The 23331-nt window shown below is 46.9% G+C and carries 21 protein-coding genes and 6 tRNA genes; 9 read left to right on the top strand and 18 right to left on the bottom strand.

Going from position 1 to position 23331, the window contains the following annotated elements:
* Window positions 1-9: 9 nt before the first annotated feature.
* From CD05_RS0105565 to purD, 3 genes are all read left to right on the top strand, one after another.
* Window positions 10-1191 (top strand): phosphoribosylaminoimidazolecarboxamide formyltransferase, encoded by a 1182-nt coding sequence (locus tag CD05_RS0105565; RefSeq protein WP_028509650.1) that lies wholly within the window; start codon window positions 10-12, stop codon window positions 1189-1191.
* Window positions 1192-1239: 48 nt separating this feature from the next.
* On the top strand, window positions 1240-1899 hold the full coding sequence (locus CD05_RS0105560; protein ID WP_028509649.1) for a hypothetical protein: 660 nt from the start codon (window positions 1240-1242) through the stop codon (window positions 1897-1899).
* Between the two features lie 62 nt (window positions 1900-1961).
* Complete coding sequence (gene purD, locus CD05_RS0105555) at window positions 1962-3317, top strand: phosphoribosylamine--glycine ligase (RefSeq protein WP_028509648.1); 1356 nt, start codon at window positions 1962-1964, stop codon at window positions 3315-3317.
* A 49-nt stretch (window positions 3318-3366) separates the two neighbouring features.
* Here the strand turns inward: purD and CD05_RS0105550 are convergent, their stop codons facing one another.
* The 9 genes from CD05_RS0105550 to CD05_RS0105510 all read right to left on the bottom strand — a co-directional run bounded on the left by CD05_RS0105550 (window position 3367) and on the right by CD05_RS0105510 (window position 12203).
* Window positions 3367-3891: a GNAT family N-acetyltransferase gene (locus CD05_RS0105550; RefSeq protein ID WP_028509647.1), complete on the bottom strand. Its 525-nt coding sequence runs from the start codon at window positions 3889-3891 to the stop codon at window positions 3367-3369.
* An 11-nt stretch (window positions 3892-3902) separates the two neighbouring features.
* Window positions 3903-4997: a redox-regulated ATPase YchF gene (gene ychF, locus CD05_RS0105545; protein WP_028509646.1), complete on the bottom strand. Its 1095-nt coding sequence runs from the start codon at window positions 4995-4997 to the stop codon at window positions 3903-3905.
* A gap of 21 nt (window positions 4998-5018) precedes the next feature.
* Window positions 5019-5225 (bottom strand): hypothetical protein, encoded by a 207-nt coding sequence (locus CD05_RS17635; RefSeq protein WP_037322825.1) that lies wholly within the window; start codon window positions 5223-5225, stop codon window positions 5019-5021.
* 14 nt (window positions 5226-5239) lie between these two features.
* Window positions 5240-8032, bottom strand: a complete 2793-nt coding sequence (locus tag CD05_RS0105535) for an FtsX-like permease family protein (RefSeq protein ID WP_028509645.1) — start codon at window positions 8030-8032, stop codon at window positions 5240-5242.
* 23 nt (window positions 8033-8055) lie between these two features.
* Complete coding sequence (locus CD05_RS0105530; RefSeq protein ID WP_028509644.1) at window positions 8056-9258, bottom strand: PLP-dependent aminotransferase family protein; 1203 nt, start codon at window positions 9256-9258, stop codon at window positions 8056-8058.
* Window positions 9259-9397: 139 nt separating this feature from the next.
* The gene (locus CD05_RS0105525; RefSeq protein WP_028509643.1) at window positions 9398-10072 is read right to left on the bottom strand and encodes a TIGR00266 family protein; all 675 of its coding nucleotides are present in this window, start codon (window positions 10070-10072) and stop codon (window positions 9398-9400) included.
* 63 nt (window positions 10073-10135) lie between these two features.
* Window positions 10136-10678 (bottom strand): hypothetical protein, encoded by a 543-nt coding sequence (locus tag CD05_RS0105520; protein WP_028509642.1) that lies wholly within the window; start codon window positions 10676-10678, stop codon window positions 10136-10138.
* A 70-nt stretch (window positions 10679-10748) separates the two neighbouring features.
* On the bottom strand, window positions 10749-11741 hold the full coding sequence (locus tag CD05_RS17630; protein WP_051588849.1) for an SPFH domain-containing protein: 993 nt from the start codon (window positions 11739-11741) through the stop codon (window positions 10749-10751).
* Between the two features lie 21 nt (window positions 11742-11762).
* On the bottom strand, window positions 11763-12203 hold the full coding sequence (locus CD05_RS0105510) for an NfeD family protein (protein ID WP_051588848.1): 441 nt from the start codon (window positions 12201-12203) through the stop codon (window positions 11763-11765).
* A 215-nt stretch (window positions 12204-12418) separates the two neighbouring features.
* Between CD05_RS0105510 and CD05_RS0105505 the strand changes: the two genes are divergently transcribed.
* The 6 genes from CD05_RS0105505 to CD05_RS0105480 all read left to right on the top strand — a co-directional run bounded on the left by CD05_RS0105505 (window position 12419) and on the right by CD05_RS0105480 (window position 13189).
* Window positions 12419-12509: transfer RNA gene (locus tag CD05_RS0105505), tRNA-Ser, on the top strand.
* A 37-nt stretch (window positions 12510-12546) separates the two neighbouring features.
* Window positions 12547-12622: transfer RNA gene (locus CD05_RS0105500), tRNA-Ala, on the top strand.
* 171 nt (window positions 12623-12793) lie between these two features.
* Window positions 12794-12867 (top strand) — tRNA-Gly (locus CD05_RS0105495).
* Between the two features lie 2 nt (window positions 12868-12869).
* A tRNA-Arg gene (locus CD05_RS0105490) sits at window positions 12870-12946 on the top strand.
* Window positions 12947-12986: 40 nt separating this feature from the next.
* Window positions 12987-13063, top strand: a tRNA-His gene (locus tag CD05_RS0105485).
* A gap of 33 nt (window positions 13064-13096) precedes the next feature.
* A tRNA-Ser gene (locus CD05_RS0105480) sits at window positions 13097-13189 on the top strand.
* 43 nt (window positions 13190-13232) lie between these two features.
* On the opposite strand, the gene CD05_RS17625 is transcribed toward CD05_RS0105480, so the two are convergent.
* The 9 genes from CD05_RS17625 to CD05_RS0105435 form a co-directional block, all read right to left on the bottom strand.
* Window positions 13233-14072, bottom strand: a complete 840-nt coding sequence (locus CD05_RS17625) for a carbon-nitrogen hydrolase family protein (RefSeq protein WP_037323420.1) — start codon at window positions 14070-14072, stop codon at window positions 13233-13235.
* A gap of 248 nt (window positions 14073-14320) precedes the next feature.
* Window positions 14321-14590 carry a hypothetical protein gene (locus CD05_RS0105470; RefSeq protein WP_028509640.1) on the bottom strand — a complete coding sequence of 90 codons (270 nt, stop codon included), beginning with the start codon at window positions 14588-14590 and terminating at the stop codon, window positions 14321-14323.
* A 5-nt stretch (window positions 14591-14595) separates the two neighbouring features.
* The gene (locus CD05_RS19565) at window positions 14596-18183 is read right to left on the bottom strand and encodes an EAL domain-containing protein (RefSeq protein WP_051588847.1); all 3588 of its coding nucleotides are present in this window, start codon (window positions 18181-18183) and stop codon (window positions 14596-14598) included.
* A gap of 172 nt (window positions 18184-18355) precedes the next feature.
* On the bottom strand, window positions 18356-19525 hold the full coding sequence (locus CD05_RS0105460; protein WP_028509639.1) for an FprA family A-type flavoprotein: 1170 nt from the start codon (window positions 19523-19525) through the stop codon (window positions 18356-18358).
* Window positions 19526-19907: 382 nt separating this feature from the next.
* Window positions 19908-20624 carry a VTT domain-containing protein gene (locus CD05_RS17615; RefSeq protein ID WP_051588846.1) on the bottom strand — a complete coding sequence of 239 codons (717 nt, stop codon included), beginning with the start codon at window positions 20622-20624 and terminating at the stop codon, window positions 19908-19910.
* A gap of 1 nt (window position 20625) precedes the next feature.
* On the bottom strand, window positions 20626-21165 hold the full coding sequence (locus CD05_RS0105450) for a hypothetical protein (protein ID WP_028509638.1): 540 nt from the start codon (window positions 21163-21165) through the stop codon (window positions 20626-20628).
* 13 nt (window positions 21166-21178) lie between these two features.
* Window positions 21179-21820 carry a J domain-containing protein gene (locus CD05_RS21305; RefSeq protein ID WP_037322823.1) on the bottom strand — a complete coding sequence of 214 codons (642 nt, stop codon included), beginning with the start codon at window positions 21818-21820 and terminating at the stop codon, window positions 21179-21181.
* The gene (locus tag CD05_RS0105440; RefSeq protein WP_028509636.1) at window positions 21813-22724 is read right to left on the bottom strand and encodes a DUF5685 family protein; all 912 of its coding nucleotides are present in this window, start codon (window positions 22722-22724) and stop codon (window positions 21813-21815) included. The genes CD05_RS21305 and CD05_RS0105440 overlap by 8 nt, the downstream gene beginning before the upstream one ends.
* 177 nt (window positions 22725-22901) lie before the next feature.
* On the bottom strand, window positions 22902-23318 hold the full coding sequence (locus tag CD05_RS0105435; RefSeq protein ID WP_156947327.1) for a hypothetical protein: 417 nt from the start codon (window positions 23316-23318) through the stop codon (window positions 22902-22904).
* Window positions 23319-23331: the final 13 nt, after the last annotated feature.

The following is a 23331-nucleotide window of genomic DNA, read 5'->3' as shown; positions in this document are numbered from 1 at the left end:
GTAATTACAATGGCAAACGAGATGTTACTCAAATACGGCTGCAACCCTAATCAGAAGCCGTCAAGAGTTTTTATGGAGGACGGAAAAGACCTTCCTATCGAAGTACTGAACGGCAAGCCCGGTTACATCAATCTGCTTGATGCATTCAACGGCTGGCAGCTTGTAAGGGAGCTTAAGAAGGCTACAGGTATGTGTGCTGCAACTTCCTTCAAGCACGTTTCTCCTGCCGGTGCTGCTGTAGGCAGACCGCTTACTGAGACTGAGGCTAAAATATACTTTGTAGACGACTTAGGCGAGCTCTCCCCTATGGCTTGCGCTTATGCAAGAGCAAGGGGTGCTGACAGAATGTCGAGCTACGGTGATTTCATCGCACTTTCTGATGTCTGCGATGTTCCCACAGCAAAGATGATACAGCGTGAAGTATCTGACGGCATCATCGCTCCCGGTTACACAGACGAGGCTCTTGAGATACTCAAGTCAAAGAGAAAGGGCACATACAACATCATCAAGATAGACGAGAACTATGTTCCTGCTCCTATCGAGACAAAGCAGGTGTTCGGTGTTACCTTCGAGCAGGGCAGAAATGAGTTCAAGATAGACAACGACCTTCTCACAAACATCGTAACAGAGAACAAGGACATTCCTGACGACAAGAAGGAAGACCTCGTTATCTCGCTCATCACACTTAAGTACACACAGTCAAACAGCGTATGCTATGTAAAGAACGGTCAGGCTATCGGCATCGGTGCAGGCCAGCAGTCGAGAGTTCACTGCACAAGACTTGCAGGCAGCAAGGCTGACAACTGGTGGTTAAGACAGCACCCCAAGGTTATGGGCTTACAGTTTGTTGACGACATAAGAAGACCTGACAGAGACAACACTATCGACGTTTACATCTCTGACGAATACGAAGATGTATTAAGAGACGGCGAATGGCAGAGGCTGTTCAAGGTCAAGCCTGATGTTCTCACAAAGGAAGAAAAACAGGAATGGCTTGCAAAGAACACAGACGTATGCCTTGGCTCTGATGCTTTCTTCCCGTTCGGTGACAACATCGAGAGAGCAAAGAAGTCCGGCGTTAAGTACATAGCTGAGCCCGGCGGCTCGATAAGAGACGACAATGTTATAGACACCTGCAACAAATACGGCATGGCTATGGCATTTACAGGAATGAGACTTTTCCACCATTAATATACAAACAAAACAGCAAAACAAAGAACATATCAAAGGAGAAAAACGATGAAGAAACTTTTAGCTTCTCTTTTAGCTATATCAATGGTATTTTCACTTGCTTCGTGCTCGCTCATCGGTGAAGACAGCAGCTCTTCATCAAGCTCGGAAAGCAGCAGTGATGCTTCTTCAGGTGCTTCAAGCGAAGGCGATGCTTCTTCGGCTGATGAGAAAGAAGAAGTAAAGGGCTACACCGTTGATGTTGATGAAAAGATCTGGAAGAACATAACAAACAACATCGGCAGCAACGACAGCTCTGCTGACAGTGCTGACTCATCCGCAGCGGACACCAAAAACTCACTGGTGAATGTTGCTTACTCATACATAGGCGACACTTCTGACCCGTACTATGCAACAGCTAATTTCAACATAATCATCAAGACAGGCATAGGCGATGCAAAGGTATCCGATTTTGTTGATGTTATAAAGGATGAATACTCCACACTCGGCTACAACATCTCAAACAGTGAGGAGATAACTCTTAACGGCTATGATGCTTACAAGGTCGAGACGACTGTTACAAAGAGCGGCATGGAAATGATAATGAACCAGATAGTTATTGCTGAGGGCGGTGTTGCTTTCATAATAAGCTACGGTTCTGAATCTTCGGTATTTGAAAAGATAAAGCCTGAATTTGAAAAGGTGTTCTCAACATTCAAGGTATCGTAAGAAAATGGTTACCCTGTCATACGGCAGGGTAACATTATAAACATCTGAAAAGAGGGAATGTTATGAATATATTAGTTGTCGGCGGCGGCGGCAGAGAGCACGCCATAATCATGAAGCTCGCAGAGTCCCCCAAGGTAGACAAGCTCTACTGCACACCGGGTAACGGCGGCATCAGCAGATATGCTGAGTGCTTTAATGTAGGTGCTACTGACATTGAGGGCGTTGTAAAGCTCGCTAAGGAGCTCAAGCCTGACATGGTAGTAGTTGCGCCTGACGATCCGCTCGTTTTAGGCATGGTAGATGCACTTCAGGCAGAGGGCTTCAGGACCTTCGGCCCCAAGAAGGATGCAGCTATAATCGAGGGCTCAAAGGTATTCTCAAAGGAGCTCATGAAAAAATACAAGATACCCACAGCAGGATACGAGGTATTCTCTGACAGCGAGAGCGCAATCAAGTATGTAAAAGAGCAGAACACCTACCCTACTGTTATAAAGGCAGACGGTCTTGCACTCGGCAAGGGCGTAATTCTCGCACAGAGCGAGGAGGAGGCTGTTGAGGCTATCAAGTCGATGATAGACGGCAAGCAGTTCGGAGATAGCAGCTCGACTGTCGTTATCGAGGAATTCCTCACAGGGCCTGAGGTATCTGTGCTTTCATTCACTGACGGAAAGACTGTTGTTCCTATGATATCCTCTATGGATCACAAGAGAGCGCTCGACAACGACGAGGGTCTCAACACAGGCGGCATGGGCACAGTTGCTCCCAACCCCTACTACACAGAGGACATTGCAAAGGAATGCATGGAGAAGATATTCCTGCCTACCATAAATGCCATGAACAAGGAAGGCAGAACATTTGAAGGCTGTCTGTATTTCGGCCTTATGCTCACACCCAAGGGGCCTAAGGTGATTGAGTACAACTGCCGTTTCGGCGACCCGGAGACACAGGTAGTGCTGCCGATGCTTGATCATGACCTTGCTGAGATATTCGAGGCGATATACGACCACAGGCTCGCAGACCTTGACATAAAGTGGAAGAGCGGCTGCTGCACCTGCGTTGTTATGGCAAGCGGCGGCTACCCTGTAAAGTATGAAAAGGGCATCGAGATAAGCGGCCTTGATGACAAGGGTCAGGTAGAAGGCGCATTTGTATACCACGCAGGCACAAAGCTCTCTGACGGAAAGTTCTTGACAAACGGCGGCAGAGTACTGGGCGTTACCTGCAATGCGCTGACATTACAGGGTGCGCTTGACAAGTCCTACGAAGCTGTAAAGAAGATAAGCTGGAAGGACGAGCATCACCGCAGCGACATCGGCCAGCGTGCGCTCAAGGCGCTGCACAACGACCCTCTTGATCTTGAATACAAGCAGGACATGGAGGATTACATCGAAGAAAACGGCGTTTACTTAAGACAGTAATAAAAGCAAACACCCGAGGGGCTTAATTGTAAAGCCTCCCGGGTGTATTTTATTGCTTATAGAGTCTGTAGGAGTTTATCTTGACTTTCTCATCAGGCTTCTGAGGTGAAAGAGCATCTTCCCTTTCTGCGACGAGCTTGAAGCCGTTTTTTAAGATCACCTTATTGCTGGCGATATTATCAGCAACGGCCTCGATAACTATAGTATCAAAGCTGTTTTCAAAAAGCTCTTTGACAACTGCGCCGAGAGCCTCGGTCATATAGCCGTTGCCCCAGTATGCCCTGCCCATGCAATAGCCCACGACAGGTGCGCCGTTATGAAAGCCCACGACATCTATCATACCGATAAGCGTGCCGTCTGTTTTAAGCTCGATACCGTAGCGGTAGCGGTCAGGCTTTTTATACTCATCGAGCCAGTAGTGCATGATCTCCCTGGTGTCATCGATTGTTCTGTGAGCCTTCCAGGTCACATATTTTGCGACCTCGGGGTCACTCGCCCAGCAGCTGAATATCTGCTGTGTATCCTCCTCGGTGATATACCGAAGCCTTAGCCGCTGCGTTTCAAGTTCTCTCATCAGAATGCTCCTTACACATTAAAGCGGAAAAGAACGATATCTCCGTCCTGCATCACATAGTCCTTGCCTTCAAGGCGAACAAGGCCTTTCTCCTTAGCGCCTGCCATACTGCCGCAGGCCATAAGGTCATCAAATGACACTACCTCGGCACGGATAAAGCCCTTTTCAAAGTCGGTATGTATCTTACCGGCTGCCTGGGGAGCCTTTGTGCCACGAACGATAGTCCAGGCTCTTACCTCAGGCTCGCCTGCTGTAAGGAACGAGATATAGCCGAGCAGCGCATAGCCTTCCTTGATGATCCTGTTAAGGCCGGACTGTTCAAGGCCGAGGTCATCAAGGAACATAGCCTTATCCTCATCGCCCATATCGGATATCTCGGCTTCTATCTGAGCGCAGATTGGCAGAACTGCCGAGCCCTCAGCTGCTGCTATCTCGCAGACCTTTTTATAGTTTGCGTTGTTGTCGATATTATTTCTGAAATCGTCCTCAGAGAGGTTTGCAGCGTAGATCACAGGCTTAAGAGAAAGCAGGGGCGTTTCCTTAAGAGCTTCCCTTTCCTCGTCGGTCATTTCAAAGCCACGGGCAGCCTTGCCTTCTTCAAGGTGAGCTTTGAGCCTTTCAAGGAAATCAACTATAGGAGCAAGCGACTTATCGCCTTTCATAGCCTTCTTTGTTCTGTCGAGCTTGCGCTCGATAAGCTCAACGTCTGCAAAAACGAGCTCAAGGTCAATAGTCTCGATATCTCTTGCAGGGTTTATTGAGCCATCAACGTGGATAATATTATCGTCCTCAAAGCATCTTACAACGTGAACTATAGCATCTACCTCACGGATATTTGCAAGGAACTTATTGCCAAGACCCTCTCCTTTGGATGCGCCCTTTACAAGGCCTGCGATATCAACGAATTCAAGTGTTGCAGGGGTAAACTTTACAGGGTGATACATCTCTGCGAGCTTATCGAGCCTTTCATCAGGGACAGATACTATGCCCACATTGGGCTCTATAGTACAGAACGGATAGTTTGCCGACTCAGCGCCTGCATTTGTAAGTGCATTAAAAAGTGTGCTCTTCCCGACATTGGGAAGACCTACCATACCTAACTTCATATATTATGATTTCCTTCCATATCAAATTTCTTCTGTTTCGTCATCACATTCGATGCCGCAGATATCGTCGTCGTCATCATTGCCGACGATATGATTGTTATTGCCGATGCTGACACCGTTCTTAACAGGTGAAACGATAAAGCCTACGATTATACCCAGCAGGAACATTGCAAGGCACTGCCAGAAATAAGGTACCATGATCTTGTGATCTTCAAATCTTTCTTCCATTTTAATAAACTCCTTTACTCAACAGATTTAAGTGATTCAACTTCGTCGATGCGCCTTATCTTGAAGTGCATCAGAATATTTATAAGCACTGCGAAGACTATTGTTATCGCAGCAGAATATACATAGGAATACCACACGAGCGAGCGGTTGAACATTACCATATCGACCTCTGAGGTAATGACAACAAAGTGGTGGAGCACCGCCCCGAGAATGAAGCCTGCAAGGATACCAAGCAGTGTGCCGACTATATTCTCACGGTAGATATAAGCGCTCGTCTCGGTGTCGTAAAAGCCAAGGACTTTAAGCGTCGCAAGCTCACGCCGGCGCTCTGTGATATTGATATTGGCAAGATTATAAAGCACGACAGTCGCTAAAAACCCGGCACAGACTATCAGCATAACTACCACACCGTCAAGCGATGACAGCGAATCTACAAATCCCTCTGACGAATCCGCCTTAAACGAAACGCCGAGGAAATGCTTATCCCTGATAAGGTCTGCTTTGAGCTCCTCTGTGTCGCAGCCCTCCTCTGCTTTGAAGAAAGCCATATTATACTCAGGTATAAAGCCGTATGTGTTTTCAAAAAACGCAGGCGTCATATAGACATAGTGCATGATATAGTTTTTCATGATGCCGCCTACTCTGACATTACAGCGGCCAAGCTCGGTGATGTTGATACCGATAGTGTCACCCACGCTGACATTCATCAGCTGGCTCAGCTTCTCGGTGATAATCACCTCATTATCGTTAAGCGTGACGTTGCCGTCAATTGATGTCATTTCTACAAAATTGCCGAAATTATCCGGCTCGCTTACTATTACAAGGTCGGCTGTATGCATAACGCCTTCTTCATCAGTACACTGGGACATATATTTACGAGAGGGCATCTTATCGGTTATCTGCTTGTAATCATCAAGCGCCTCAAAGCACTGCTCAGAGGTATAGCCTTTTGTGGAATCATAGGCTATCACCCCGTCATACAGCCATATATCAGAAAACTGGAGTGACGCCATAGAGCTTATCGAATACTTAAGCCCGAAGCCTGTCATGATAAGAGCCGCACAGCCTGCAACACCGACTATGGTCATGACAAAACGCTTTTTATATCTTAACAGGTTACGCACTGTGACCTTTGACAGAAAGCCGAGCCTGCTCCAGATAAGCGGCATTTTTTCAAAGATGACTCTTTTGCCGGGAGGAGGCGCTTTCGGACGCATAAGCTCAGAGGGAGCACACCGAAGCGACACCCAGCACGCCCACAGCACAGAGACTGCCACACACCCGAGAGAAACGGCTGCACAGTAGACACAGTAATCTATCTTGAAGGGTGTATTTATGCTCGGCATATTATACATCATCTTATAGCAGCGGTAGATTATCTTCGGGAAGACCTGCATACCGACTGCCGTGCCTGCGACAGAGCCTATCAGCGCTGCACTAAGGCCGTAGAAAAGATACCGAAAGCACACAGCACGCCCTGAATAGCCAAGCGCTTTATATGTGCCGATAAGCATACGCTCATCATCGACCATTCGGGTCATAGTTGTCAGGCAGACAAGCGCTGCAACAAGGATAAAGAACACAGGAAAGACCTTTGAGAGCTTATCGATCTTCTGGCTGTCGTTATAAAACGAGCTGTAGTCCTCGCTTGAATCAAAGCGGTCAAACTCATAGATAGTGGGTTCACTGACATTTGCAAGACTTTCCTGATACTCCTTAGCCTGGGCTTTGAGTTCATCGGCCTGCTTCTGATAGCTTTCTATCTTCTCCTTATCGCCGGAGCAGATATCGCTTACAACAGTATACTGCATTAGTATCTGCGCACGCTGACCTTTAAGAAGCAGCGAGCTCTGGCCGTTAGCATCAGCCTTTTGTATATCCTTATCAAGCTGCGAGAGCTGTGCTTCATAATTCTGCATGGCAGCTTTCAGGTCAGACTGTGACATAGAAAGCGCTGTATCAAGGGCGCTGATATTGCGCTCCAAGACTGTGATATCACGCTCGCCCCTTGATTTGAGGACATCGAACCGCTCTTTAACGCTTTTTGAAAAGGCTTCATACGCAGCCTGCTTTTTCTCTCTGACAGCTTCTTTATACTCGTCAGAGAAAGGCTCCATATCTTCAAGGCCTTCAAGGCTTATGAAAATCTCTGTATAGTAATCAGCCACGAAATCAGTCTCAGGCACCATTATATAGCTAAGCACCTCACCGCTGCCGACATCTGTAGCGTCACGGTCATAGCCGATATACAGGGGTGAAGTTATGATACCTACTATCTCATATGTATCCGTCTTGAATGTTGAAAGGATATCCTCATTCTCATAGGCTGATTCGAGCTTAAGGGTATTGCCGACAACAAATGTTGACGGCGAGGAGAGCTTTTTCTCAACAACGCACTCGCCCGACTTTTCAGGCAGGCGGCCTTCAAGGACTACCGGGGAATTCAGGTAATTATTGCTGTCGGGCTTGATAGTGTTGCTATAGGACATGACTTTGAGCACACAGCTTTTGTTGTCGTAGTTATAGAACACATCTTTTGCATAGCCCGGGGCAGCACCGCTGACACCCTCAGCCTTACGCACGGCATCAACATCTTCAAACTTGATGCCGATAGACGACATAAGGCGGTAATCCATAAGGTTGTTTTCATCAAAATATTCCTTTGCGCTGTCTACCATATCAGGCATAGTTGCCTTGATGCCCGAGAAGAAGCCGCAGCCGAGCGCAACTATCAGCATTATTGAAAAATACCTTCCGAAAGACTTTCTTATCTCACGGAACAGGTCACGATATCTTGCACTCTGCATTTACAACCTCATCTTATTATTAATCAGTCACCGAACATTTCCTTTGAGAGCTTGCCGAGTATCTCAATACCCTTTACGATATTCTCGTCTGTAGGTGTTGAGAAATTGAGCCTGAACGAGCGTGTCTCGTCAGATTCATTGATATAGAAGGCAGTACCGGGAACGATAGCCACCTTATAGTCTTTGACAGCCTTTGTACAGAAATCAAGCATCTGCTGTGTTGTCACGCCCTCGGGGAGAGTACACCAGATGAACAGGCCGCCCTGGGGCTTTGTATATGTTATCTTAGATGAGAAGTTCTTGGCTATCTCGGAGAGCATAAGGTTTGTCTTTCTTTCATATACCTTATGGAGCTTTTCGATATGCTCATCGAGGTCATACTTCTTTAAGAACCTGTAAGCGAGCATCTGCGACCACATGGTAGTATGAACGTCAGCCACCTGCTTGCAGACAACTATCTTCTGAACGATATCCTTATGAGCGCATACATAGCCTACTCTTATACCGGGTGAAAGAATTTTTGAGAATGTGCCGGAATAGATAACGCTGCCCTCGGTGTCAAGAGTCTTGATGCTCTTTATATCCTCGCCTGCAAAGCGGAGGTCGCCGTAGGGGTTATCTTCAAGGATAACTGCGCCGTACTTTTTGCAAAGCTCAAATGCAGCCTTTCTCTTTTCCCAGGACATTGTATTGCCTGTAGGATTCTGGAAGTTAGGGATAAGATAAACGAGCTTTACATTCCCGGCTTTGAGCTTTTCTTCAAGCTCTGCGATATTTATGCCGTCGTCTTCAAGTGTTACGCCCTGAAGGTCAACATGGTAGGATTTGAAAGCATTGAGCGAGCCGATGAAGCTGGGCTTTTCAGCAAGGAGAGTATCGCCCTCGTTGCAGAGAACCTTTGCAGAAAGCTCATTCGCCTGCTGAGCACCGCTTGTGATCATCACCTCGTCATACTCAGGGTTATAAACGCCCTTCTTGGCGAGTATCTTCTTTACCTCGTCACGCAAAGGGGTATAGCCCTCGGTAACGCCGTACTGGAATACTATATTAGGTTCCTCGGCGATAAGCTCCTTTGAGATCTGCTCCAGTTCCTTTACGGGGAGAGCGTCGGGTGCAGGAGAGCCTGCGGCAAAGGATATAACAGCCGGATCGGCTGAATGCTTAAGTATCTCTCTTATAGCTGATGCCTGGAGATGTGCGACCTTTTCAGAAAACTTGAATTCCATTAAAAAACACAGTCCTTTCAATAATAAATCATACACTATTATTATACCACAAACGGATTTTTTTTTCAAGTATCAGGGCGCAAAAAAAAACAGCGCCGCTCCACAAATAGGAGCAGCGCTGCAAAGTATCATCAGTTTATCAGCTGCTTGTCGTGATATAAGAAGCAACTACGCTTGCAAGGTTGCTTGCAGGCATTGTCTGGAGCCATACACGGCCAGGGCCTGTTACCTTAGTATTGAAGAAGCCTTCACCGCCGAGGAGCTTGTTACCAAGACCCTTGACAGTCTCGATCTCCATATTAACTGTAGCGTCCATAAGAGCAAGACAGCCTGTGTCGACAAGCATAGACTGACCGGCCTGGAGCTCATACATCATAACAGAGCCGTCGATCTCGAGGATGACCTTACCTGTGCCGGAGAACTTCTGCATGATGAAGCCTTCACCGCCGAAAAGGCCGGCGCCGAGCTTCTTCTTGAAGTGCATCTCCTGAACAACAGTTGACTCACTTGCGAGGAATGCGGACTTCTGTGCAATGATAGGTGTCTGGGAAACGTCGAGCACCATGATATCACCGGGGAAGCTCGAACCCATAGCGATCATACCCTCGCCGCCCATAGCGGTATAGATATTCTGGAACATTGCTTCGCCCTGGAGAGCACGGGAGAACATCTTGCCGAGGCCACCGCCCTTAGTCTCCATCTGCATATTGGGAGACATCCAGCTCATAGCGCCCTTCTCGGTGATGATCTGCTCGCCCGATGCGAGGTGACAGATAGCCACCGGCAACGGAGTACCCTTAACTTCTACATTCATAAAAATATACCTCCTAATATTTTATTAGCCCTTATTATAAGGACATGGTATCAGAATATATGGTCATTCAAAGGAATAGCCTTTGAAATAATACCCGTTATACTCACAGAAGCCGCCGTTATTATCATATTCAGGCAGCTTGAATTCCTCGTAAGCATAGACGTTATCGTCTATAAAGCTATAGACATTTACTTTGTTTTCTTTATAGCTATACGTAACTATGATATCATTACCCTTGGCTGAGTACTTATACGAGACCACCCTGCCCTCTTCATCAAACAAGAACTTTATCTCGTCATTTGAAGGGTCAGCTTTTGTAAAGTCTATCTTCACAGCATCGGCAGGAAGAACGTAGTTCTCAGAGTCATACTCCGCCTGTGATGCGGTATTGGTATCCGTCTCAGTATCGCCGGCAGGGGCTTGTGTTTCTTGCTTTGTGGCAGTTGTGGATCTGTCCTGCTCTGAGCTGTCAGCAGAGCTCTTTGATGAAGTCTGCCCCGACGAGCTGTCAGTTGACTTTGCAGAGCCGGAAGATGACGCAGCACTCTCACAGGCCGGCAGCACCATGGCAAGCAGGCACAATGCAAGGCAAATGATCTTTTTCAAGAGAATTTCCCCAATCGTTTTCTGATGATGATTTACAAAAAGGGGCAATATGCATTGCCCCTTAAAAAAGTTACTGCCTTACACTTGTATTTACGACATTACCGCCGTCAGCGATAGTGCCCTTTAAACCTGCTGCAAGACCTGCAAGGCCCTGTATCTCGCTCGGGATAATGATCTTTGTAGCCTTACCGTCAGCAGCCTTAGAGAATGCTTCAAGGCTCTTGAGCTGGATGACCTGCTCGTTCGGGTTAGCTTCATTGAGCTTAACGATACTGTCAGCAAGTGCCTGCTGAACCATATTGATAGCCTGAGCTTCACCCTCTGCCTCACGCATCTTCTGCTCTCTTACAGCCTCTGCGTGGAGTATAAGTGTCTGCTTTTCAGCCTCTGCCTTAAGTATCTGAGCCTGCTTATCAGCCTCTGCACGAAGGATCTTAGCGTTTCTTTCACCCTCTGCAACGAGTATCTGAGCTTCCTTCTCAGCCTCTGCCTGAGTTACCTTCTCTCTCTTCTCTCTGTCGGCCTTCATCTGCTTATCCATAGCCTCCTGTATCTCACGGGGAGGAAGGATATTCTTGAGCTCGACTCTCTGAACCTTGATACCCCAACGGTCAGTAGCCTCGTCGAGTATCTTAGTGATATTTGTATTGATGATATCTCTTGATGTAAGTGTCTGCTGAAGGTCGAGGTTACCAACTATATTACGGAGTGTAGTAGCTGTAAGGTTCTCGATAGCAGAGATAGGACGTTCAACGCCGTATGTGAACTGCATAGCGTTGGTTATCTGGAAGAAGACAACAGTATCTATCTGCATAGATACGTTATCCTTTGTGATAACGCTCTGGGGCTTGAAATCAAGCACCTGATCCTTAAGGGATACCTTCTTGGCAACTCTGTCGAAGAAAGGTATTGTAACGTGAAGGCCGGTATTCCATGCTGCATGGAACGCACCGAGTCTTTCAATAACATAAACATAAGCCTGAGGAACTATTTTGATATTACCTATAATAACAAGGATAACAAATATCGCAAGTCCCAATAAAATATAACCGCCAACTCCCATTTTGATTTCTCTCCTTATTGATTATAATTGTTTTGCAACGATGAGCTTTGCACCGCTCACCTCACGGACAGTAACGGACGTCCCGGCAGGGATAAACACATCGTCTGCTGAAACTGCAGCCCAATGAGTACCGTCAAGGTTGACACGGCCAAGACATTTCTCGTTATCTATATCTTCAGTAACGATAGCCGTTTTACCGACATTGAGCTCATAGTTCGTTTCCTTGACCTCGCCCTGGAATTTCCTGACGAAAGGCCGTGTGACTATCAGAAGGACAGTCGATGAAACGACGAACACGAGCAGCTGTACCCAGAATGGCAGCTCTCCGACTGCACAGAACATAGCAAAAAGCGCACCGATACCAAGCCAGATCGATACAAGCGCACCCGGTGTTGCTACTTCAACGATCACAAAAAATGCAAAAGCTATTGCCCATGCGACTATTAACATTGTTCCGCTCATTTTTTTCTCCTTTCTTAATGATAAACCATATGTTATGATTTTTGTTCTACATCAATTATTATATCACAAATATAATCAAATTTCAATAGTTTTTAACGAATTGTAAAGATATTAATTTTTTATAAACTCCACAAAAAACTATTGATTTTTATAATGATATATGTTATAATATTAAAGCTGTTTAATGTAGCAAAGCATCGCAGCTCACAACTAACGGAGACGTATCGAAGTGGTCATAACGGGGCGCACTCGAAATGCGTTAGTCCTTAACCGGGCTCGTGAGTTCGAATCTCACCGTCTCCGCCAGATGCCCCTGTGCTTTTTGTGCAGGGGCTTATATTTTGGGGCATTAGCGCAGTTGGTAGCGCATCACACTGGCAGTGTGGGGGTCACCGGTTCAAGTCCGGTATGCTCCACCATCTCCCCCCGGCAGTTTTATGTCGGGGGATTTTTGTTTATAGGTATATTTATCATCATTAAGAAATTATTTTCACACTTTCTGTATTTTTTTCAAAAAAACGCTTGACAAGGCAAAAAAAATATGATATAATAGCATAGTCGATTGAGGACAGTCACTTGACTTTCACTTCGCAGGTGTAGTTCAGTGGTAGAACCCTAGCCTTCCAAGCTAGTCATGTGAGTTCGATTCTCATCACCTGCTCCAATGCGCCTTTAGCTCAGCTGGATAGAGCAACTGCCTTCTAAGCAGTAGGCCACTGGTTCGAGTCCAGTAAGGCGCGCCATTTACCCTCGGGTACGGGGGTAATTTTTTAACAAAATATGGTGGGTATAGCGTAGTTGGTTAACGCGTCAGTTTGTGGCACTGAAGACCATCGGTTCGAATCCGATTATCCACCCCATAGTGCTTGTCTTTTCGGCAGGCACTTATATATGGAGAAGTCGCCTAGCCCGGTTTATGGCGCACGACTGGAACTCGTGTATGGGTTGATAGCTCATCGAGGGTTCGAATCCCTCCTTCTCCGCCAAAGACCTCTGATATCTCAGAGGTCTTTTTTGCTGCCTGTCCACTCACCGTGTAAGTATACCATAAACTCCGGCTCTGCGGTATTTGTTGCCCATGACTTCACTCTCACGGTAACTGCGCAGCATATCAAGGTCGATGTCGGCATAGAATATCCCGTCTGAGCCGTCGGCTTCGAGAATGCACATATCACGCACACCCGGCTCGTCACGCAGCCATGCAACACCGTCAAACACAGTAGAGTGTCCGTTGCAGTCGGGCACGGTGTCAGGATAATTGCAGGTGGCGACAGCCAGCATATTCTCGTAGGCACGGGTCCTGAGTGCGCTGAGACGGTTTATCTCCATAGGGCAGGCATTTGGCGCAAGGATAAGCTCTGCGCCCTTTAGCATGAGTATCCTCGCACTCTCGGGGAACTCCCTGTCAAAGCATATCATCGAACCGGTCTTCACTAAGCCTGCTTTTGTGTCAAGCTCGCACACATAAAACTCCTCCCCCGGGCTGAGTGCTGCCTCGGCACTGAAATCACAGGTGTGAACCTTTGAGTATTTTAACGCCTGCCTACCCTTCCGGTCAAAGAGAATCACCGTGTTCAAAGGCGCAGGGTCGTGCTTTTCTAAAAATGTTATGCCTACAGCCATTTCAAGCTCCGCTGCAATGTCACGGAAAGCAGCTACAAACGCATCATCTGCTCCTATCGCCTGCTTTGTCCAATCCTCGGCAGGGCGGCCGTAGATGTCATAGCCGATGCTGTACATCTCCGGGAATATTGCAATATCAGCACCGTTCTTTGCGGCCTGACGGCAGTAGTCTATCCCCTTCTTAAGATTTCCTTCAAGTGTGCCTGTCGGCTCTGTCTGCAAAAGCGCAACTCTCAGCTTGTTCATATATTTCTCCCTTTCAAGGCAATACCGCACAACCATTGTACGTCAGATACGCAGTCAAATTTTTCGTCAGATTGCCTAAATTTTCCGCAGGTTTGCTGGCGCAAGTCAAGGGAAATTTGGGTAATATGACGGGAAATTTGCAAGTAGATGGCGTGCAAAGGCTGGGGCCGGTGGTTGTGCGGTGTTGCCTCAATGTAATGCAAAACAGCCGCATCAGACCGTGCGGCTGTTTGTTATTTCTATTATAGTCAGACCAGCTTTAGTTCGAGCGCCTTTACTTCCTTGCGCAGTGCGTCCATAAAGCTGTCTACCTGACCGATATCAAACCCCGGCTTGCATTTCTTTATCGGCGGAAAGAAAGCCGGCTGCAAAAGCAGCATATCATAAGGCCTGCCGGCAGCTTTGTCGTCAATAGCTTTTTTCAGCCTTTCTTTCCTTGCTTCAAGCTGGTCGATCTGTATCAGAGTATCGGCCTGATCGTAGCCGACACCGAATGTCATTTTAAAATTCTTATCCATTTACCCTACTCCCAGATAACACTGTATTCGCTCTCAAGCATAGCACCGAGCACCTCCGGCGGAACGGGTCTTGAATAGAAGAACCCCTGTGCCGCATCGCAGCCGCATTTCTTAAGGAATTCGGCCTGCTCCTGTGTTTCAACGCCCTCGGCAATGACTTCGAGGTGAATGTCCTTGGACATCGAGATTATATGCTCGATTATCTTTTTGCCTCGTTCGCTCGTCATAGAGCTTGAAAGGAACTTGGTGTCTATCTTGATCACGTCAAACGGCGTGCTCTTAAGCGTGCCGAGTGACGAATAGCCCGAGCCGAAATCGTCCATGAGCAGCTTGAAGCCCTCGGCCTTGGCGGCCTGTATAGCCTCGTTGGAATTGACGTTCTCGATAGTCTCAGTTATTTCGAGCTCGATATATCTCTTGTCGATGCCGTACTTGCGGCAGAGGCCATTCAGCTTATCAAGATAAGCATTATCCGAAAGATGCAGTCTTGACACGTTGACGGATATCGGCACTGTATGCTTGCCGGATCTCAGGCGCTTGCTGATGTTGATACACGCCTGCTCCCACATATACTCGTCGATCTTTACGATAAAGCCGTTTTGCTCGAAGATAGGTATGAAGTCGTTAGGCTGCATGAGCGAGCCGTCCTCCTGCTCCCACCTGATAAGAGCTTCCGAGCCGATTATCTTGTCGGTGCGCATATCATACTTGGGCTGGAGATACATCTTGAAATGGCCATTTTCAAGGGAAGCGTGCATATTGTCTTCGATAGACTTACGAAGGATTATCGAGCGCTTCAGCTCATCGCTGTAGAAGCCGATATTGTCTATAGCATTGCCCTTGACGGATTTTCTTGCGATAGTCGCACAGTCAGACATATATCTGAAAGACTGTGTCCTGTCAGATATCATATAAACACCGAATATAAAGGAATATTTCATGCCCTTATAGTCCTTGATGCCTCTTTCGAGCTCACGGATAAGGTCTATGATATAAGACTTGTCGTTATACTTGACAAGCATTATGAAAACATCTGCGGCAAGCCTTGCAAAAGGCTCATCTTCATTGCAGAAGGTAGAAAGAGACTTGGTGATGAAGCTGAGTATCTCATCGCCTGCCTCAACACCGTAGAGCTCGTTGACTGCCTTGAATTTAGCGATATCGAACTGCACCAGTGCGAGCTTGTCGTCATTCTGCTGCAATCTTTGGGTGAATGCCTTTTCAAGGGCAAGCGGCTCGGTGTCGCTCGATGCGTTAGTCAGTATGCTGTGCTCCATTACCTCACGCTCTGTGAGCTTATGCGCACGGCCTACCAATTCGGTTATACGGCCTTCGTTCTTTACAAGAAGCACCTTTATATTGAACCATTCGCTGTCGCCGCCCCTTGCGACCCTGAACGAAACTGACAGCTTGGTGTCTTCAGTACCCTCGCCAACACCCTGCAAAATACGCTGCGAGAACACTCTGAAGCCTGCCATATCCTCAGCAAGTATCACGCCGCTCTCTGACAGAGCAGTCACAGGGTCATATTCTGAGGAATCTATCTCGGGAAGCAGGTGGCTGTTGGAAGCAGTCACCCATGTATTTGATGCATAGTTGATATAGAAATATATCTCGTTGGTATCATTGAGAAGCAGCTGTGTAAGACGGTTGCGGAAGCTGCCGGGCATAGGAGTACGGGCTGTCTCTGTGACAGTTCTTGTCTTCTTAAGGCGCTTTGACTTATACATCTTGATGTCAGCCTTACGCAGAGCCTCGTCTATACTGTCGCTGCCGTCGCAGCTTATCTGTTCAAAGCCGCAGCTCATGCCGATAGTATACGGGTAGCGACCCTTTGAGTTAAGGCGTGCAAGCTCGTTTTCAAGGTCAGCCATAAAGCTCTCGCCGGCATTGCTGCCGACAGACTCCATGATAACAGCGAACTCATCGCCGCCGAATCTTGCGCATATGCCGTCCTCGCCTGCACATTTGACAAGCGTATCAGACACGGCCTTTATAGCCTTGTCGCCCTCGCTGTGGCCGAAGTTGTCGTTGATGAATTTCAGCCCGTCCATATCAATAGAGAAGATTATGACATCTCTTTTGCGCATACGCAGCTTCTTTATCATCTGGTTTGAATACTTATAGAAGCCACGCCTGTTGAATATGCCGGTAAGAGCATCACGGATATGCATCTGCTCGAGCACTTCGTTTGCGTGTTCGAGGTTGACACGGTTCTTATAGTTTTCAAGTATCTGGTTGGTGTTGCTGATGAAGCGGTGCATATTCTTAAGGTCAAGCGAATCATCGTCAAAATCGACAGCGATATAGCCTATGACCTCACCGATAAAATGCATAGGCGAGAACATTATCGCCGTATGCGTTTCAAGTGCATAGCCAAGCTCGGGCAGCAGCTCGTTTACAGGGAACTGCGACTGCTCGTCACGCTTGTTGATACCGTTCATCTCGGCAAGTATTATCATTCTGCTCGTAAAATGCTCATAGCAAAGCAGAGGGTCTTTCTTTGTCGTCAGGAAGTCTGAATTGATACAGCACCATGTATAGTAATACTCAGCGTGCTCGACGAGAAGTGCCGTTATATCGTCTATATCACGGCAGTCCATAGCCTTTGACAGGTAATTGAACATCGTCTTCTCATGCCCGTCATAGGAAGCTATCATATCATAAAGCTCGACTATCTTGTTGCCTGCAAGGTCATCTGAACGCTCCATACAGCCGCAGCTCTCCGAGGGGTGCACCTTATAGGGTATCACCTCTTTGAATACCGTATTGTCGCCGTCAAGCGCTGCTATTATCATTTTGAGCGCCTTTTCGCCGACCTTGGCTATATCGGGAGAAGCCGTGGTGATATTGGGGACATAGTATTTTTGCAGGGCTATGCCGTCAAAGCCTGTGACAAGCATTTCATCAGGCACCTTTATATTATGTCTTCTGAGCACCTGTGCAGCGGTTATAGCCATGATGTCGTTACAGCAGATTATAGCCTCGGGGAGCTCCTTATCAGATGCCAAGAAGCCCTCAACGACCTTCTCGGCAGGGCCGCTCCAGAAATCGCCGTAGCCGAACCTGTCCTCATCAAACTCTATACCATTATCGGCAAGGACTTTCTTATAGACCTCAATTCGCTCATCGGAGAAGTGGTTGCCCTTGAAGCCTGCAACGAAGTTTACTCTCCTGCACTTATGGTCTTCAACAATATGGCGCACTATCTTCTCAAACGAATCTGCATAATCAAAGGTAATGCTCGAACAGCCCTCGATATCCTTATCTATACTGATAACAGGTATTCCGAGCGCTCTGCCGTCACCAATTATCTTCTCAGTCACTCTGTCAGACTTGATAGACTCAGGGAGTATTATAAGCGCATCAAGAAGGCCTGTATTGATAAGCCCGAATATGCTCGATGCGGCTCTTGTGAACAGAGTATCGTTGTACATATCGTCAAATGTCGAGAACAGCAGCACCTTAAAACCGCATTTTTCGGCACTCCTGCATATGCTCTTGACGATATCGTGACAATTCTCCTCCTGGATACCGCAAACGCATATACCTATTATTTTATACTTTTTTCCTGACATATTATCTATATACATCTGCGTGACCTCCAACATACATATATACCCAGTATATATCCTTTTATATTTTATCATATTATAACAAAATTGTCAATAGCGCCGACAGTGAAATTATAAAATTGCAACAAAAAACAGCATCTATATTAAAAGATGCTGTTTTGAATACAAATTTATAGGTTATTATCTACTATCAGGCGTTCACGAGCTTGTCTGCGAGCTTTTCAAGCTGTTCTCTTGACTGGGCTGTAAGCGATGACCTGATAGTCACCATAGGCTCGATAAGGTCGATATCCTTGAACTGGTCAACATACGACTTGATGACTCTGCCTGCCGAGGGAGCCCACGAGCCGTTCTCGACTATAGCGATAGTACGCTTTCTGTAGGTCTTGGCCTTGAGCTTGACAAGGAAATACTCCATAGCCGGGAAAACGCCCGAATCGTATGAGGAAGACATAAGCACGAGCCTGTCGTATCTGAATGCGTCTTCAACCGCCTCTGCCACGTCGTCTCTTGAAAGGTCAAAGAGAGACACCTTCTCAGCACCCTTCTTCTCCAGCATATCAGCAAGCTCCTTTGCCGCCTTGGCTGTATTGCCGTGGATAGAAGCGTAAGCTATAGTGATGCCCTTATCCTCAGGGGTATATGACGACCATGTCTGATACTTGTCTATATAATAGCCGAGGTTCTCTGTAAGTACAGGGCCGTGTAGAGGGAGTATCTTCTTTATATCAAGAGCTGCTGCCTTTTTGAGAAGACCCTGCACCTGAAGACCGTATTTGCCGACGATATTGAAGTAGTATCTTCTTGCCTCGCAAGCCCAGTCCTCATCAGTATCAAGAGCGCCGAACTTACCGAAAGCATCAGCTGCAAAGAGTATGCCCTCGCTCTGCTCGAATGTCACCATTACCTCAGGCCAGTGTATCATAGCAGCGAAGATGAATTTAAGGTCATGCGAGCCAAGGCTCAGCTCGTCACCGTCAGCTACTACTACCTTTCTGTCGTCAATGTCCATATTCTCAAAGAACTGCGAAAGGAACATGAAGGTCTTGACATTGCCTACCACCTTCATATCGGGGTATTTCTCAACGATAGCCATAAAGCTGCCCGAATGGTCAGGCTCGACATGGTCTACAACAAGGTAGTCAGGGGTCTTGCCGTCAAGGGCTGCTTCGACATTTGCGAGCCATTCATCAGTCTTTCTTGCGTCTACGGTATCCATTACTGCTATCTTCTCATCGAAGATGATATATGAGTTATATGCCATACCGTTAGGCACGTCATACTGGCTCTCGAAAAGGTCGATATCCTTATCATCGACACCTACATAGGTCACAGAATCTGTTATTTTGAAATTAGCCATAGTTATTCCTCCGTTCCTGCCCCCCATAAGTGAGGGAACTTATCATATTTAGTATATCAAAAAGCGAAGTATTTGTCAAGCACAGTAAACAAAAAGAAGCTGTCAATAGAAGACAAGAAAAGATATTTCTTACACGACAAAGAAGACGACGACATGAAAGACGACGACATGACGACAGACTGTTCTTCTTTGTCTTCTTCTATGTCTGTGTCTTTATCTATGTCTTTTTCTTTCTCTATGTCTTTATCTATGTCTTTCTCTATATCTGGTTTTTTTGGTTTTTAAAAAAACCATTTGGTTTATTGATAACCATTTGGTTTACATAAAAACCGCTCGGTTTTTGATATAAAAAAAAGCGGCAGGCTAAAAATACTGCTGCCGCTTATTGATCGCTGTGATGCTTTCTTGAACGAAAGCATGAGATGATCCTTTCCCTGAAAATAAAGCCGAGCACCGCCATCAGTATGAACACGCCTATGAGCACGAAGGTCAGCACATAGCTGCCTGTCATGATACTGTGCCCGAAGACGGTTGACATAAGCACTGCCGGTATACGAAACGGCATGACATACATAAAGAAATCACGCTTATCGACCTTTGTCAGGGGAACTATATACGAGATCACGTCCTTCGGCACACCGGGGATAAGATAGAGCACTATCAGCACCCTTATGAGCTTTTCCTCATCGTGGAGGAAGCTGAATTTCTCCAGATGCTTATTATCCACAAACGCCTCGACGAGCGGCTGCCCGAGAAAGCGCACGAGCACGAAGATCACGAATGTGCCGAGCATGATACCTGCAAAAGAGAATACCGCACCGAACAGCCAGCCGAACATCATGCCGCCGACTATCTGTACAGGCGGTATAACAGCTATGATGACCTGGACTGCCTGGATAACTATAAACAGCACGATGCTCCAGAAGGTATCGAACTTATCAAACATCTCGATGATCTGCTCTCTGCCCGAGGCAGACTTCATTTCCTTGGTATAGGGGTAAATGAGAACGGTCACAAAAGCGATAAGCCCCAAAAACAACGCAAGGCTCATGATCCTGACTATCCGCCTTCTCCTTGCCGTTTTTTGTTCTTTGTCCATTTTATTTTCTCCCGAGTATTTTTTTACGGAACCAGTTCATATATATCCCGGTCAGCTCACCGAGAAGGTAGTCATACACCACAAAGAGGACATTAGCAAAGCCCCACATGGCGTATATCGAATACTCCCCCAGCCAGCCGAGGTCTTCTGTAAAATCAACGCCGGTAAAGAGCTTTGTGAAGATATTATAGTATACGATGATAGCGGCGTTATATACTAAAAACTTGATAAGCAAGCTTATAGGACGAATGGGTATGTTTTCAAGAGAATACCTAAGTATCGGATAATAGCCCATAAACAGAATAAACAGAAGGCTCGCCTGATAGTTGGGTGTCAGGAACAAACACAGGATACTGACCGAGATATAGGTCATGATCGCCCATTTACGGTCAGCTTCGACTATCACGACGACCATTGTAAAGCCTGCGTACATAGGCAGCGCATAGTCAAGCATCGGGAACACGCCGCTTAGAAACATTATAAACAGCGCAAGCGCACTAGTGACACCGCACAGCGAGACCTTGAAAGCCTTATCTTTCATACGCTGTCCCCTGTCAGCAGCAGGGAATAAGGTCGCCGCCCATCATCTCGCAGCAGCAGTCGGCACAGCAGAGAGCAGAAAGGCCGTCGCAGCAGTCATCAGAGGAGCTGCGGTATGTCTGCGATGCACCGTAGACGTTCCTGCTGCCGTTCATGTTGCCGTTCTTGTTCATATTCATGCGGTTATTTGCGGCGTTGTATTCGGGGTTATTAGGCTCCATCTGAGCTGCGATGCCGAAATACCTCGATGCCTCGCCGAGCCAGCCCCTTGAATAGCACACCGAGCCCTTAAGGAAGAACCACTCGGAATTCCTGCTGTTTTCCGGAACGCTGTCGAGCTTCATATCGGCATCTGTGATGCGGCCGCTCTGTATCATCTGTCTTACCTCGCCGTAGCTGACACCGTTTGACGAGGAAGACGAGCTGCCGCTGCTATAGCCGTAGCTGTAGCTTTCGCTGCCAGAGCGGCGGCTGTTCATTATCTCATCGTAAGCCTCATTGACCTCAGCCATTTTCTCCTCAGCGACATCTGAGAGAGGGTTGTCCTGATACTGGTCGGGGTGGTATTTCCTTACAAGCTCCTTATATGCTTTTTTTATCTCGTCGTCTGACGCATTGCGGGAAACTCCGAGTATCTGATATGGGTCTTTATTCATATTGCTTCTCCTTATTTCTTTTGTTTTTATTGAATCTGCCTTTCTTGACAAGGTCAAAGACATTCGGCAGGCCTACATATATTATATTATCAAGTGTCGCACGGTACATAACGATACCGAGCTGCTGATAGCAGTCTGCAAGCTCGCCGAGCGTCAGCCGGACGGAGGACTCGCAGTATTCAGCTATCTTTTTATACTCATCAGCGGAAAGCAAGCCTGAGCGTGTGCTTATCCCCTCCATGAGAAGCAGAGGGTTATAGCTGCCTTTTTTGCAGTCCTTCCTGACATCATCAAGGGCATCTGTGATATAGATGAACCTGCCGAGATGATAGCCAAACCTTCCAAGCAGCTCAGCCTTTTCCTTATCCTGCGAAAGCGAGGAGAACACAGCCTGCATCATCTTAGCTGTAGGGTCACACGCCTTATCAAGAAGGGCTGTCTTTTCTTTCTCGTAGTCAAGCTGCCTTTTCATCTGCTCTGCTATCGCCTTATCAAGCTGAGGATAGCGCTTCTTTGCGCCGTAATAGCCTATATTAAGGGCTCTCATAGCCGCAATCGATGCTCCCCTCTCGGCGAATGAGCCGTCTGTCATGCTGTCGCACAGCTTATAGTGAACAAGTATCGCTGCTGCATCTACCGGGAAACTCAGTGCCTTGTTATCATACACACAAAGCTGCTTTTTAACCGGGTGAACAGGGCAGCGCTCTCTCCTTGCCTTTACGGGGACGGAGTTTACAGCCATATTCATCACCGCAAGGAAGGTCATATCATAGCTGAGTGTCAGACGTGAGAGCTGACCTGTGCGCTTTGCCATTTCCTTGCAAAGGCCGCAGTATATAGCTTTATATGTCTCGTATTCACATATCCTGAGATATGGCTTGAAAGCCCTGATATAGCCAAACATAGATGCCGCTCCGTTTATATTATACTTAAATTGTGTAAAACTCGTGGTATTGCATTGTATATTTACTAAAATTATACTACTTTTTTAATAAAATGTCAACAACGGATAATCTCACGCCCGGCTTACAGACACAAAAAGAGGCATCACCTGAGCACAAGCGGCAGATGACACCTCATTTCATATACCGGCAGATGTTTTTTCAAGTATGGCTATAGCCACGACATCATCTATCGGGACTGACTGCTTATCGTAAAAGATAAACTCCCTGTTGACTGTATCTACAAGGCGTACTGTGCCTGTCTTGTCAAAAAGAGTGCCGCCCTCCTTATACTTATCCTTGACAAAATATGTAAGCCTGACGAGCGGCTGCTCATAAAGGCATTCTAAAAGCTCACCAAAGCTGCGGTCAAGCTCTGCCGCATCGTCATCGCAGAGCACAGGCCTTGCATCGGTATAGCGTGCCTGCTCATTGATTATCACATCAAAGCCTGTAAGTGCCGCAAACGGTGCGAACTGCGCAGCCCTGTCATGCAGTGTCATATGTTCCTGCTGCACGGCTGTTTTATAATCAACATTTATTATATCATCGTACATACCCATAATATCA

The organism is Ruminococcus sp. NK3A76, from assembly GCF_000686125.1.
Classification (GTDB): domain Bacteria; phylum Bacillota; class Clostridia; order Oscillospirales; family Ruminococcaceae; genus NK3A76.
This window is presented reverse-complemented; position numbering and strand designations above follow the sequence as displayed.